The sequence below is a fragment of the Peptoniphilus asaccharolyticus DSM 20463 genome (assembly GCF_900176115.1).
Classification (GTDB): domain Bacteria; phylum Bacillota; class Clostridia; order Tissierellales; family Peptoniphilaceae; genus Peptoniphilus; species Peptoniphilus asaccharolyticus.
Genome location: NZ_FWWR01000009.1, coordinates 72,909 through 85,921, shown reverse-complemented (window position 1 = coordinate 85,921; position 13,013 = coordinate 72,909). Strand labels below are relative to the sequence as shown.

General features: G+C 31.0%; 11 protein-coding genes and 3 pseudogenes. 4 read left to right on the top strand and 10 right to left on the bottom strand.

Features of this window, described 5'->3' with window-relative positions; genetic code table 11:
* Positions 1-20 precede the first annotated feature (20 nt).
* From B8869_RS01020 to B8869_RS00990, 7 genes and pseudogenes are all read right to left on the bottom strand, one after another.
* The gene (locus tag B8869_RS01020; protein ID WP_084229912.1) at positions 21-3,131 is read right to left on the bottom strand and encodes an S-layer homology domain-containing protein; all 3,111 of its coding nucleotides are present in this window, start codon (positions 3,129-3,131) and stop codon (positions 21-23) included.
* A gap of 138 nt (positions 3,132-3,269) precedes the next feature.
* Positions 3,270-4,223 carry an alpha/beta hydrolase gene (locus tag B8869_RS01015; protein WP_084229911.1) on the bottom strand — a complete coding sequence of 318 codons (954 nt, stop codon included), beginning with the start codon at positions 4,221-4,223 and terminating at the stop codon, positions 3,270-3,272.
* A gap of 101 nt (positions 4,224-4,324) precedes the next feature.
* Positions 4,325-4,783: a macro domain-containing protein gene (locus tag B8869_RS01010; RefSeq protein WP_084229910.1), complete on the bottom strand. Its 459-nt coding sequence runs from the start codon at positions 4,781-4,783 to the stop codon at positions 4,325-4,327.
* 37 nt (positions 4,784-4,820) lie between these two features.
* Complete coding sequence (locus tag B8869_RS01005) at positions 4,821-5,627, bottom strand: ADP-ribosylglycohydrolase family protein (protein WP_084229909.1); 807 nt, start codon at positions 5,625-5,627, stop codon at positions 4,821-4,823.
* 84 nt (positions 5,628-5,711) lie between these two features.
* Complete coding sequence (locus B8869_RS01000; RefSeq protein ID WP_159445217.1) at positions 5,712-5,897, bottom strand: DUF4298 domain-containing protein; 186 nt, start codon at positions 5,895-5,897, stop codon at positions 5,712-5,714.
* Positions 5,898-6,098: 201 nt separating this feature from the next.
* Positions 6,099-6,491, bottom strand: a pseudogene (locus B8869_RS00995) (Dps family protein); the annotation flags it as partial.
* Positions 6,492-6,512: 21 nt separating this feature from the next.
* Positions 6,513-6,686, bottom strand: a pseudogene (locus tag B8869_RS00990) (sigma-70 family RNA polymerase sigma factor); the annotation flags it as partial.
* Positions 6,687-6,700: 14 nt separating this feature from the next.
* Between B8869_RS00990 and B8869_RS00985 the strand changes: the two are divergent.
* The 4 genes and pseudogenes from B8869_RS00985 to rhuM (B8869_RS12575) form a co-directional block, all read left to right on the top strand.
* A pseudogene (locus B8869_RS00985) lies at positions 6,701-6,886 on the top strand (hypothetical protein); the annotation flags it as partial.
* Positions 6,879-7,121, top strand: a complete 243-nt coding sequence (locus tag B8869_RS12585; RefSeq protein ID WP_234989707.1) for a virulence protein — start codon at positions 6,879-6,881, stop codon at positions 7,119-7,121. The pseudogene B8869_RS00985 and the gene B8869_RS12585, both read left to right, overlap by 8 nt.
* On the top strand, positions 7,100-7,765 hold the full coding sequence (gene rhuM, locus B8869_RS12580; RefSeq protein ID WP_327083034.1) for a RhuM family protein: 666 nt from the start codon (positions 7,100-7,102) through the stop codon (positions 7,763-7,765). The genes B8869_RS12585 and rhuM (B8869_RS12580) overlap by 22 nt, the downstream gene beginning before the upstream one ends.
* Positions 7,750-7,947: a RhuM family protein gene (gene rhuM / locus B8869_RS12575; RefSeq protein ID WP_234989706.1), complete on the top strand. Its 198-nt coding sequence runs from the start codon at positions 7,750-7,752 to the stop codon at positions 7,945-7,947. The genes rhuM (B8869_RS12580) and rhuM (B8869_RS12575) overlap by 16 nt, the downstream gene beginning before the upstream one ends.
* A 222-nt stretch (positions 7,948-8,169) precedes the next feature.
* Here rhuM (B8869_RS12575) and B8869_RS00975 read toward each other — a convergent pair whose 3' ends face one another.
* The 3 genes from B8869_RS00975 to B8869_RS00965 are packed head-to-tail and all read right to left on the bottom strand — an operon-like array spanning position 8,170 to position 13,002.
* The gene (locus B8869_RS00975; protein ID WP_084229906.1) at positions 8,170-9,522 is read right to left on the bottom strand and encodes an MATE family efflux transporter; all 1,353 of its coding nucleotides are present in this window, start codon (positions 9,520-9,522) and stop codon (positions 8,170-8,172) included.
* A gap of 21 nt (positions 9,523-9,543) precedes the next feature.
* Positions 9,544-11,289, bottom strand: a complete 1,746-nt coding sequence (locus B8869_RS00970) for an ABC transporter ATP-binding protein (protein WP_084229905.1) — start codon at positions 11,287-11,289, stop codon at positions 9,544-9,546.
* Entirely contained in the window at positions 11,290-13,002 is a 1,713-nt protein-coding gene (locus tag B8869_RS00965; protein ID WP_084229904.1) for an ABC transporter ATP-binding protein, read from the bottom strand.
* Between the last annotated feature and the right edge of the window lie 11 nt (positions 13,003-13,013).

The window sequence follows — 13,013 nt, the reverse complement described above, 5'->3', positions numbered from 1 at the left end:
TTGGTTATTAAAAATTCATCTTACATATCTTGAGCTGCCAATTGTATATCTTGGTAGTACCACTCATCCCCTTTTAAATCTTTAAAACTAATTTCCTTTAAATTTTCATTTGAAGTTCTGCCTTGCAATCTATTTATGATGGCCATAATTTCTGCTCTGGTTATATTATTTTCAGGCTTAAATGAACCATCTTCATATCCATTCAGTATCCCTCTTGAATATGCATTTCCGATTTCATTCTCCGCCCAATGTCCATCTATATCTGAAAACTTTTTAGTTTCACTTCCAAGGTTTTGTAATTTCCCAAGTGCATAGATGAACTCTGCCCTAGTCATATATCTATCCGGCTTGAAAGTTCCGTCCGGATATCCTCTCATATATCCATTTTCCATAGCCTTTTCTATATATTTGTCATACCACTTTGATTTTGAACCCAAGTCTTTTTCATCTACATAGTTTTTATCTTTCAGTCTAATTATAATAGCTGCAACTTCCGCTCTTGTAACAAATTCCTCTGCTCTAACAGTTCCATCTGAATAACCAAAAACATATTTCGGATAAAGTATTTTTTTCTCAGCTTCCTTTGTTTCTTTTATTTCTTCAACTTTTGAACTAGGTTTTAAATCTCTAAAATCTATGCTGGCAATGTTATCTCTAAAATTGTCCTCAATCCTTTCTGCTGGAATTAATTCAGTTGAATCTCTCACTTCTATCGATGGTTCTAACTCCGCTGAGTCTATTACTTCTATCGACGGTTCTAACTCCGCTGAATCTATTATCTCTAAGACAGAACTTTCTCCATAATTTAAAAATTCATCTGCATACTTTACTTCTATATTCATAGGCTTACTATTTGAGTTTATCGGTATAGTTAAACCTTGCAATCTGTCTTTATTTGTAATTTCAACAAACTTTTCTTCTCCATTAATTGTAATCAAAACTCCAAATACATCTTCCACTTCAATTTTAATATCACCTGTTTCATTTTCTTCTACTACAGGTTTCTTTGAAGGTGGTTCTCTATCAATTGAAATTTTCTCACTTTCTGTAGGATTTTTCCCTTTTTCTGTTATTGAAACACTAACCAATGCACCATTTTGTATATTATTAGGTAGCTCTACTACATAAGATTTAGTTTCTTCATTCCACTCTATTTTTGCTTCATTATCTATAATCTCTCCATTTAATTTAATAATCAAATCAGAGTCCTTAGGGGCATTAACTTCTAACGCAGGGTTATTGTTTATATTTCTAATTTGTCTTACAGTAGGCTTTACTGAACTTTCTCTTTCAGTTGTAATCTCTGCAATGACCCCTTCAGCAATATTATGTGCTTCATCAGTTACAAAAGCCTTTAAAATATATTTCTTTCCTCTTTCAAAATTTTCTAATTTCACTTCATTATCTTCTTCAAATATCTTAAATTCTTTTGTCAATTTATCTGTATTCGAATAATTATCTTCTGCCACTATTTTATTTGCATCTAAATTTGCTGTTAGACTATTAAACTCTTCTTGATGCAAATCTGTTAGTTTTAGATTTAATGATGTTTTTGTAGCCTCTATATCTATCTTAGGCTTAGTCACATCTACTCCTATTGCCCAAAAATATAATATCTCAGAATCCTTGTCTTGTGTTTTTCTATCTTTTAGAAATGCGTCAATTTTTCTTGGCAAGACATACAAATTAAATTCTATTGGTTCTACACTGATTAAATTGCTATATTTTTGCTTCTCATCTATTCCTGATATGAAAATATTTTTATCTAACCTCTTGTACCTTGTAGATATTTTCAAGTTTTCTAAAATAGAATTTTCATTTGTCTTACTTACGTATGTTGGAATGTTCTCTGAACTCTTTTTCTCTTTAGCCGTTACAAAATCCATCACTTCAATTGGCATATTGCGCAAATAAAATCTTCCTTCTCCATCAATATAATATCCCTCGTTTGATCTAACATTCCCACTTTTATTTATATATTCTTCAATTTCTTTTTTCTCCGAGCCTCTTATCAAAGGTCTTAGTGCCTTATCCTCGATTTTCTTAGAGCGTACTTCTAATGCATTTAAAATATCATCTGAATTTATAAATTCTTCTCCATCATTTATGGCATATCTATAAATAATTACTTCTTTGCCTGCAATATTTAATTTTTCAAATCCCGGATCAATATCTCTTACATTATTCTTATTCCATTCAACTGTATATTTATCATGTAGTTTAGGATAAATATTTTGATATCCTGGAGCATATCCGCTCTTTGAAGGATAGAAATTCTTTTCTCTATAGTTAGAACATCCATCTTTATCTAAATCATGGGGTCCCATTACAGCACCTTCTAAAGTTACATTTGGATAATTCGCACTTTTCTTTCCTCTATTTTGAGAAATTAGAATTGGTATCTCTTCATCATTCATATATATTTCATCTTTAAACTTGCCTTCTATAATCCAATTTTTATCACCTATTAATTTCTTATCCTTTTCTTGATTAGCTCTAGTAACAATAAAAATACCGTACTCAAACATTTGGTTTTGTTTCCACTTTTCTATTTCTGCTAAAAAGTCTTTTGTCTTCTCTTCGTCATTTTTAACATCTCTAAAGACCATTTCCCATGCTTTTTCAAAGTTGGAATCTCCATATTTAAAACTATAAAACTTATTCATATTATTAGAAATATTATCCCAATCTGGATTTTCATTTGTGCTCTCTAAAAATTTATCTAATGTGATTTTTTTCTGTATTTCCTTATCAGCAAGCATCGGATCATTATCTACGACCTGTATAGTAGTTTGACTTAAATCCAAATTATTTGGCAAAAATACAAACATAGCAAAATATTCTCCAATTCTTGCTGTATTTTTCATATTAAAACCCAAATCCCAAGTATATGATTGAGTTGTCACATCACTACTCACGTTAACAGATATATTCAAATTTATAGTTGAAATATCAGAAGATGTAGACTCATTAAAATATCCAACAGGATTAAACACCCATAATGTTTTACCAAAGCATTTGTTAATGTCAAAAATACATACCACCAGACATATCAAACACAATAGAAACTTCTTTCTATTTCTAAATAAATTTCCTCTTAAATTAACCACTTGATTTTTAATCTTATCCATAACTCCCTCCTATTAAAAACCAGCTTAGAAATCGTTTGCTATAAGCTTATAAATACTCTTAATCTAAATATACCATATATTATTTTTCTTTCAACTTATCCAATAAAATAGGAGCACTGTTAAATAATGCTCCTCTAATTATTTGTTTTCTTCTATAAAGTTAAATACTTCCGTCCAATATTCTTCGCCCAAAGCATATTTAGCTTCAGTATGGCCGGCATTTTCAGCAACTAACTTTTTCTTTGCTCCCTTCTTCTTTGCATTGTATAGTTCATCAAGCATTCTGAAAGGAACAAAATTGTCATCCGTTGCATGGATGAACATGACAGGCTTGGTTGACTTTTCAATTTGCTCTAAAGCTGATGCTCCATCAAATGCATACCCGGCTTTCACTTTACTTACCATGCCTCCAGCATCTAAAATAGGAAAGCTTGGTAGATGAAATCTAACTTTTAATTCAGACTCAAATATATCTCTCACAGAAGTAAATCCTGCATCTTCTATAAAAACTTTAACATTATTAGGAGTTTCTTCTCCAGCTAACATCATAGTAGTAGCTGCCCCCATGGATAGTCCATGAACTACAATTTCGGGATTAGAGTTGTTTTTTAATATCCAATCAACCCATAACTTCATATCATCTTTATCTAAACAGCCCATACCGATATACTTGCCCTCAGAATTTCCATTCCCTCTCAAATCCGGCATCAATACATTATAGCCCTTTTCAAAATATCTTTGAGCGTATGCATTCATATCTTCATGATTATCTCTATAGCCATGGATTATTAGCGCCCACTTATCAGAATTATTTATATAGTAATATCCTTTTAGATTAAGTCCATCATCACTTACTACACTGGTCTCTTTAACTTCATTGTTATTTAAAAATTCATTTGTCTTTTCTTCTTGCAACAATTTATTTTGCTTTATAATTGGATTTTCAATTTTCTTTACCGATTTTACTTTTCTATTTCCGCCATCACCTTGTCTTGCAAGTGCGTAGTCAACCAAATAATTTCCCGCTATAAAACTTCCTATTACAACTAAAAATATAGCACCTCCAATTATTCTCTTTAATACTTTCTTCAACTCTACCCCCGAAAACTAAAACAAAAAATCTATTTATTTTCAATTCACATTTTATATTTTTCTATTTAAGTTAGCAAACTTTTTTAAAAATCTTTAAGTGTTTAGAATATTGTCAATATCACATCCATATCGTTGTCTTTTAAAAAAGACTCTATAGTTTTCTTTGCCACTTCAAAAGCTTCTTGTTTTGGATAACCATACACTCCACTTGAAATTAAAGGAAAGGCTATATTCTTACATCCATTTTCTTTTGCAAGCTTGAGCGAATTTATATAACAATTTTTTAAGAGATCTTCGGCTTTTTCCTTATCTCTACTATAAATTGGCCCCGCCGTATGTATTATATATTTTGTACTTAGTGAAAACCCTGGAGTTATTACCGCCTCTCCTGTTTTTATTGGTGAAAGCTTATCACAAGCTATCTTTAAATTCTCTGATCCCGCAGCTTTAAAAATGGCACCGCAAACTCCACTACCTTGTCTCAATTCTGTGTTTGCCGCATTCACTATTACATCAACTTCAAGTTTAGTTATATCTTGCTCTTTAATTGTAAAACTCATAAGCTCCTCACTTTAATTTCTATGATAGATTGTAAAATTAAATTTCTCTATTCAAATAATTATAAAAATTATCTAACACAACTTTCATCTCATTTGGAATTCGCCTGTTACATTCATCAATCAAAATCTTTGGAATTCCAAAGAAAGCCTCAGCTATACTACAGGCTATCGCTCCAATGGTGTCCACATCTCCACCTATTGAAACTGCATTTCTTATACAATCTTCAAAATCTTCTGCCTCTAAAAAACAAGTTATTGCCTCTGGAACTGTCTTTTGACAAATTTCATACATGTAATACGTCGGTCTTATGTCTTCCAAAGTTCTGCTCAAATCATATCCAAATTCACTTTCAACATAAATTTTGATTTCAGCTTTTGTAGCTCCATTTCTCGCCAAATAAATTGCTGATGCTATTGACTCTGCGCCCTTTATTCCCTCAGGATGGTTGTGTGTTACACCTGCTGTTGCCCTTGCTACCTCTCTGGTCTTTTCAAGAGAATCATATAACCATCCTACAGAAGAAACTCTCATTGCTGAACCATTTCCAAAACTGTTATATGGCTTAGGGTCTTTCTCTCGTAGCCATTCTGCAAAAGATAAACCATAACTTTCATTTGGATACTTTCTACCCCAGTTCTGCATTGAAAATATAATTTCTTTTTCTATTTCGTGTGACTTTGCATTCTTTCCTAACTTGATTAAAGCTTCAGCCACGGCAATTGTCATTACAGTATCGTCAGTAAAGGAACTTTCGTCTATAAATAAATCAAAAACCTTTGTCTTTTCGCCTCTGTCAAACTCATAAGGACTTCCTATAATATCACCTAAAATTGCTCCGTACATAACTCCCTCCTGTTATAGAAAATTTTAATTATCCTTTATAACTTTCGTGCCCAATTCAAGCATTCTAATTGCATTTTCGTGCATTTACCTAATTAAAAAGTAAATAGAATCTTCAGTTAGGACACCACATGCAATATCTTCATACACCTTAGTTTCGTTGGAAAGATCAAAATCTTTCATATACTCTTCACTCATATAATATTCATTAAGAGCATTGTACTCATCCAAATTATTTTCAAATTTATCCAAAACTTTTTCCAACTCTTCCACAATTTCTTGCTATTCATTTAATACTCTTTCAAACCTAACCACATCATACTTCATATTAATCCCCCGATTTTACACGACTATAACTCATTTATAATTTTATAGGATTATTCTTTCTTTGTAAAGCTCACTTTTCAAATACGGTTTATATAAAAAAGAGATCAAAGATGATTTTCCTTAATCTCCCTTAATTTTATTTGGTTTTTATTTGCTTGCTTGAGAAATCATCCAAATAGATTTGCTATAGCTTGCAATGAGCTCATCCATATCTGCAGATACTAAATAATTTTCTTCACTGTCTGCATCTTTTTTAATTTCTTTAGCTAATTTTAAAAGATGTTTGTAGTCATCATTTAATACTTCAAATATCTTCTTAATGTCTTTTTCGAATTCACCTTCAACTTCTTCAATATCAGCATTTTCTAAAAAGTCTTTCATTCGTGATGCAGGCTTTCCACCTTCCATCAATATCAACTCTTCAACACTATCCACTTGAGGTAAGACACTGTTGTACATCTCTTCTAATTGACCATGAACTTGGAAGAACGCATGCCCTGAAACGTACCAGTGAAAACTTTGCAACTTGTGATAAAAAACGACTAAATCTGATAATTAACCATTTTCTTCGAAGTTTCCATCATGATCATAGGAACAAAAAAAGAAACAGTTATTTAACCTGTCTCTTCTCGTTTGATATTTCTCTTTATTCAATTCACTATGATAAGCAAGATATACTTCCTTGCTAACAACTACTTTCTTTCCTTCTACAAATAAATAATATTCTTTGTCCATTAATTTTTCCTCGGTTGGCACTAGATTTTATAACAAGCACACTAAGTGCTTTTAAAATAATAGGTCAAACTTATCATCAATTACCAATAACAAAAAGTATGATGATAAATTCCTTTATACATTATGTAATTGTATTCTTAATTAGTATTCCAGTGTTTAAAGGTAGAATGAAATTTATACTCGGAGGAAATTATGAGTAAAGAAATGGATAAAAATAAAGACCAAAATTATGATAAAAAAGAACTTCAAATCAGATCTTCCGCTGCTGAATACTTGACTTTTATCGCAGCTAATGGTGATGATAAAGAAGCTATTGAAATTAGATATAAAGATGAAAATATTTGGCTAACTCAAAAGATGATGGCAACTCTATATGATGTAAGTGTTTCTGCAATAAATCAGCATCTAAAAAAATATTTGACGATAACGAACTAGACGAAAATTCAGTTATTAAGAAATACTTAATAACTGCAAACGATGGAAAATCATATAATACAAAACACTATAACCTACAAGCAATTATTGCAGTAGGTTTTAAAGTAAATAACGAACGTGCCGTCCAATTTAGAAAGTGGGCAAACCAAATTGTAAAAGATTTTACAATTAAAGGTTGGGCAATGGATGATGAAAGATTAAAAAATTCTGGCACAAAACTTACCAAGGATTATTTTGAAAAATTACTTGTAAAAATTCGTGAAATTAGATTATCTGAGAGAAGATTCTATCAAAAAATCACAGATATATATGCCACATCTTTAGACTATGACCCATCTGCAAAATCAACAAAAAGATTTTTTGCAGCTATTCAAAATAAATTGCACTATGCCATTCATGGAAAAACTGAAGCCGAATTAATTGTAGATAGAGCCAATCACAAAACTAAAAATATGGGACTTACTACTTGGGAAGGCTCTCCAGATTCAAAAATTCATAAATATGATGTAGTCGTTGCAAAAAATTATCTAAATGAAGAAGAATTAAATCAAATGCAAAGAATTGTTTCATCGTATTTGGACATGGCAGAACTACAAGCAGAAAGACATATCCCGATGACAATGGAAGATTGGGAAAAAGATTGAATGGATTTTTACAATTATGGGATAAAGAAATTCTAAAAGATGCAGGAAAAATCTCTCAAGCTCTTGCAAAAAAGCACGCAGAGAGTGAATTTGAAAAATATAGAGTTATACAAGATAGACTCTACAAAAGTGATTTTGATAAATTCTTGGAACTAGAAGATGATACTAGAAAATTAAAATAGGAAAATATGTAGCCCCTTATTTTCGTGTCCGGATTTAAGGGGGCAGTACAAATTACCTCTCACCTTATAAAGTGAAATTTGCCCTCTTTGGTAACCAGAATTTTTATTTTTCTATAGTATTTTTGAGTTTCAATGATTAACTTGGACATAAAAAATGAAGACTTATGCTCTAAGGCATAAATCCTCTAAAATTAAAGAAACTTTTTCGATTGTTATTTGTATTTAATTTTTCAAACCAATTTTATCCATCCTATTTAGTTCCCAAAACATCATTACTACACCAACTATTATCATAATTAAATCTACAAGTGGTTCTGCAAACCATACTGCTTTAACTCCAAATATCATTGGCAAAATGATCATAGCAGGAACGAATAAAAACAGCTGCCTTAGCATGACAATTATGCCAGCTTTTTTAGCGTTTCCTATTGATTGGAAGAATGTTATAGTCATCACCATTACTCCATATAGGATAAAGATAGAATAAAATAATCTAAAGTTCCCTATTCCTTGAGTTATAATACTTTCTTCTACTCCAAATAAAGAAAGAATATTCTTTGAAAATGCTAATGCTGGTATCCAAAATATTGATGCAAGAACTAATCCTCCTATAGAAAATACTTTCATAGCTTCTTTTACTCTGTCGTATTTTTTCGCTCCAAAATTTGTACCAACTACAGGTTGTAAACCTTGACTCATTCCCCAAAGTGGAATGAATGAAAAGGCATATATTCTAAGTGTTGCCGCCATCAAGATAGCATTTGTATCTGCGCCATATTTAAATGACATTTTATATAGCATTGTTTGTTGAATCATAAATAAAATTTGCATCATCATAGCAGATGAACCTACACCAAACATTTCTTTTTTTATTTCCTGATCAGGTTTGATTTTATTTATTTTTACTGCTTTGCTTTTATATTTGAAGTAATGGAGTGTTATTATTGCTTGAACAAATTGTGCTGTAATCGTTGCAAGTGCAGCCCCCTCAATCGCATATTTTCCCATTAATTTCATTAGAATTGGATCAAGAATTATGTTTAAAAAAGCCCCTAGCCCCATAATGAGCATTGCTTTTTTCATTAATCCTTCTCCACGCATAACCATGTTTGCTGATTGAGTAAAGTTTACAAATAAAGAACCAATGAAAATTACTCGTAAATATCTTATACCATATTCTTTAATTTCTCCACTTGCTCCAACCATATCTAAAAAATGTGGTGCAAGTAAAATTCCGCCTATTGTAATAATTGATGAGAATAGAATAACCCAAAAGATTAAATTCCCCATAATTTTATCAACTGTTTTTTGGTCACCCTTTCCTATAGCTCTTGATAAAACTGATGCTGAACCTACACCTATGAGTGTAGATACTCCACTATTAAAGAAGGTAAGTGGCATAGCTACACCACAAGCTGTCATTGCGGTTTGTCCTATAATATTTCCTGCAAAAATTCCATCCATTAGTGGATAAAGACCTATTACTATCATTCCTATTACAGCAGGGACAGATAATTGAAAAAGTAAATCTATAGGTCTTTTTGTTAATAATTGTTCTTTCATATCTTGTTTCATAAAATTATCCTCTATTAAATTTTATTCGATTTTCCAACCAGTAGCTTTTTCTCTTTTCTCAATAAAGCTCTTGTATATGCGTGATTTTTCCATAAGCTCTTTATGTTTACCAATACTTTCAATATTTCCTTTATCCATAACAACAATTTGATCAGCATTTTTAATAGTTTCAAGTTTATGTGCAATCACAATTACAGTCTTATCTTTTAGTAAATTGTCTAAAGCGATTATAAGTTGTTGTTCGTTTTCTGGATCTACACTTGAAGTAGCTTCGTCAAGAATAACAATCCTGCTTGGTTTTAGCATAGCTCTTGCTATAGATATTCTCTGACGCTCTCCTCCAGATAAATTTGAACCACCCTCTTGTAAAACTGTGTCATAACCATCTGACAACTTCATAATAAATTCATGACACTGTGCTTTTTTAGCAACATTAATAACTTCCTCATCACTAGCTTCTGAATTTCCGAACTTAATGTTATTTTTTATAGTATCATCAAACAAATAGACATCTTGAAAAACAAAAGTGAAATTTGATAACAGGTTGTCATACCTAAAATCTTTTATGTTATTATCATCAATCAATATTTCTCCAGAATCTACATCCCAAAATCTAGCTATCAAATTACAAAGTGTAGTTTTTCCACTTCCAGAACCACCTACAAGTGCTGTAGTCTTACCTTTTGGAATATCTAAATTTAAACGTCTAAATAACTTCTGTTTGTCATATGAGAAGTCAACGTCCTTTAAATTTATATCTCCTTTTTCAAAGCTTGTTCTTGTACCTTCTGAAATTGTTGGTAAATTCCTAAGTTTAGCAATTGAATCCAAGTTTTGTACGGCTATTCCTCTAACGTTTTGCATACTTCCAGCCATTTCAAAACCAGAAAAAACAATAAAACTAGACACTACAAGCATTACAGATTTATAATGATCAATTTCTCCTATACAAAACCTGTAAATAGCTGAAAATATAATAAGACAAATCCCCAATTTAAATATAATTAGAAATATCAAAGCAGCAGGTGCTACAATTTTTTCAACATTTATAAAACCTCTTCTATTTTTATAAATCTCTCTGTCCAATTCTTTAGTCATTTCACCACTTTTTCCAAATGATTTAATAACACTAATACCTTTAACATACTCCAAAGTGGATGCATTTAGATTTATTTTTAAAGCTTGTAATTTTTTAGTCAACTCGTCTGATTTCTTTTGAAATATAGCATTGCATAACATTCCTAAGAATAAAGTTCCTAAAATTATAGAACCTGTAACTATATCAAATGGAATCATAAATATCGCCATTATTATAGTTTGTATTACCCCTACAAATAAAGTTTCTATTATATTAACTCCTACGGTTTCAAGTTCACCTATAACTGTGGTTAATCCGCCTGAAATATTTCCAAGGCGGTTGCTGTTAAAATAACCCATATTCACTTTTTTTAGCTGATCACCTATATATAGCCTATTTTCTGCTCCCATATTGTAAGTTGCGATGTATTTATTTCTATCCGCCATATAACTAGATAATATTTTCCCTACTACACTTAATAGAGCTATAGCAAATACGACATAGATGTCTTCTTTTGTAATGTTTCTTCCTTCATATATATTTTGAAATATTTTAAGTAGAAGTAACATTGTAGCCCCAAGGGATATTCCTTCAAATATACTTTTTAATACTTCAAAGAAAAACATCTTGCTAATTTTGGAAGATTCTTTTCCAGCAACCCAATATAATTTGTGAATTAATTCTTTCATTTACTCACCCCTATCGTTTGATAAACTTATATGTGATTTCCACATTTTTGCATATGTTTCACTTTTTTCAAGAAGTTCTTTATGAGTTCCTTCCGCTTCAATTTCCCCATTGTTTAATACTATAATCTTATCTGCCCCTATTATTGTAGAAAGTCTATGAGCAATCATGATAACAGTTTTATTTTTTACTAATGCATCTATCGATTTTTGAATTTCAGCTTCATTATCTGGATCAGAATATGCTGTTGCTTCGTCTAATAAAACTATTGGGCTGTCTTTAAGCAAAGCTCTTGCTATTGTAAGTCTTTGTCTCTCTCCTCCAGATAAATTGCTTCCAGATTCTCCTATTATGGTTTCATATCCATTAGGAAGACTCATAATAAAGTCATGACAAGAAGCTTTTTTACAAGCATCTTTTATCTCTTCAATACTAGCATTTTGATTTGCCATTCTCATATTGTCTATAATACTTTTCCTAAATAGATAGTTTTCCTGTGATACATAGGTTACAAGTTCCATATTCTTTTCAAGAGAAACATCTTTAAGATTTACATTTCCTATGGATATTTTTCCTTTATTTATGTTCCAATATCCCGCAATTAGCTTAGCAATAGTGGATTTTCCTCCGCCGGAATAACCAACAATAGCAGTAAGTTTATTTTCTTTTGCACTAAAGGATAAGTTATCAAAAACTTTTTTCTCATCATTATAGGCAAAACATACATTTTCAAAATTTATATTGTATGAACTTATTTTTTCCTCTCCTTTACCTCGCTCTAACTCTGGTAATTCCATAACATTTTTTATTTCATCAATTACAACTCTCACATTTGCCATAGTATCCATATGACTCATTGCTTTAATCAAAGGTTTGTAGCAGGCATAGGATAATAAAACACACATTATTAGATTGCCTACTTCAATACTTCCATTCTTATACAAGTATAAAGAAGTTGGTAAAACAAATAATAAAGTTGATGGTAAAACTTCCATTGCTGCTGTCATATAGAAACAAATACTTAAATACCAATTTAGCATACTGTCTCTATTACTATTTACAGCATCAACAAATTTTCCGTATGATGATGCAGACTTATTGAATGCCTTTATAACTTGAATTCCTCTAATATATTCAACAGCTGTCGTATTCATGTTTTTTGCGGCTTCTTGATAATTTCGTGATTTTTCTTCATATCCACCCATCATTAGAATTGAAAATAGCACCCCTAGTGGCAAGGTGATAAGATTTGCAATTCCAATTCTCCAATCCATAATAAAAACAATAACTACTAAAGCGATTGGAATAATCAGATTAGCTATTACTTCAGGAATAACATGAGCTATCGGTTGCTCAATTTTATTTAAAGTTTCTACCATAAACTGAGTCCATTCTCCACTAGATCGTTTTTCAATCTCTCCCATTGATAATCTATTAATTTTTCTTACAAGTTTCTTCCTCTCATCCTCTATTATGCGAAATGCTAAATTATGAGAAATTAGCGTTGAAATCTCATGAAAAATAACACTTCCTATTAATCCACCTAAAATAAGCAAAATTGGTCTTATATAGAATTCTAAATCTGTATTATTAATTGCTATATTTTGAGTAATCTTAGCTAAAGCAAAATATGGTACAACACCACAAAAAACACCAATTATTGCAATAATAACTGATGATAAAATTTGTCCTATATGCTTTTTTAAAACTTCCATTACAGCACCTC

Excerpts from the sequence above, each read along its gene's own strand:
- B8869_RS01005 (WP_084229909.1), bottom strand. The coding sequence starts at position 5,627 with ATGTACGGAGCAATTTTAGGTGATATTATAGGAAGTCCTTATGAGTTT.
- B8869_RS00975 (WP_084229906.1), bottom strand. The coding sequence starts at position 9,522 with ATGAAACAAGATATGAAAGAACAATTATTAACAAAAAGACCTATAGAT.
- B8869_RS00965 (WP_084229904.1), bottom strand. The coding sequence starts at position 13,002 with ATGGAAGTTTTAAAAAAGCATATAGGACAAATTTTATCATCAGTTATT.
- B8869_RS12585 (WP_234989707.1), top strand. The coding sequence starts at position 6,879 with ATGAGTAAAGAAATGGATAAAAATAAAGACCAAAATTATGATAAAAAA.
- B8869_RS00970 (WP_084229905.1), bottom strand. The coding sequence starts at position 11,289 with ATGAAAGAATTAATTCACAAATTATATTGGGTTGCTGGAAAAGAATCT.
- B8869_RS01010 (WP_084229910.1), bottom strand. The coding sequence starts at position 4,783 with ATGAGTTTTACAATTAAAGAGCAAGATATAACTAAACTTGAAGTTGAT.
- B8869_RS01020 (WP_084229912.1), bottom strand. The coding sequence starts at position 3,131 with ATGGATAAGATTAAAAATCAAGTGGTTAATTTAAGAGGAAATTTATTT.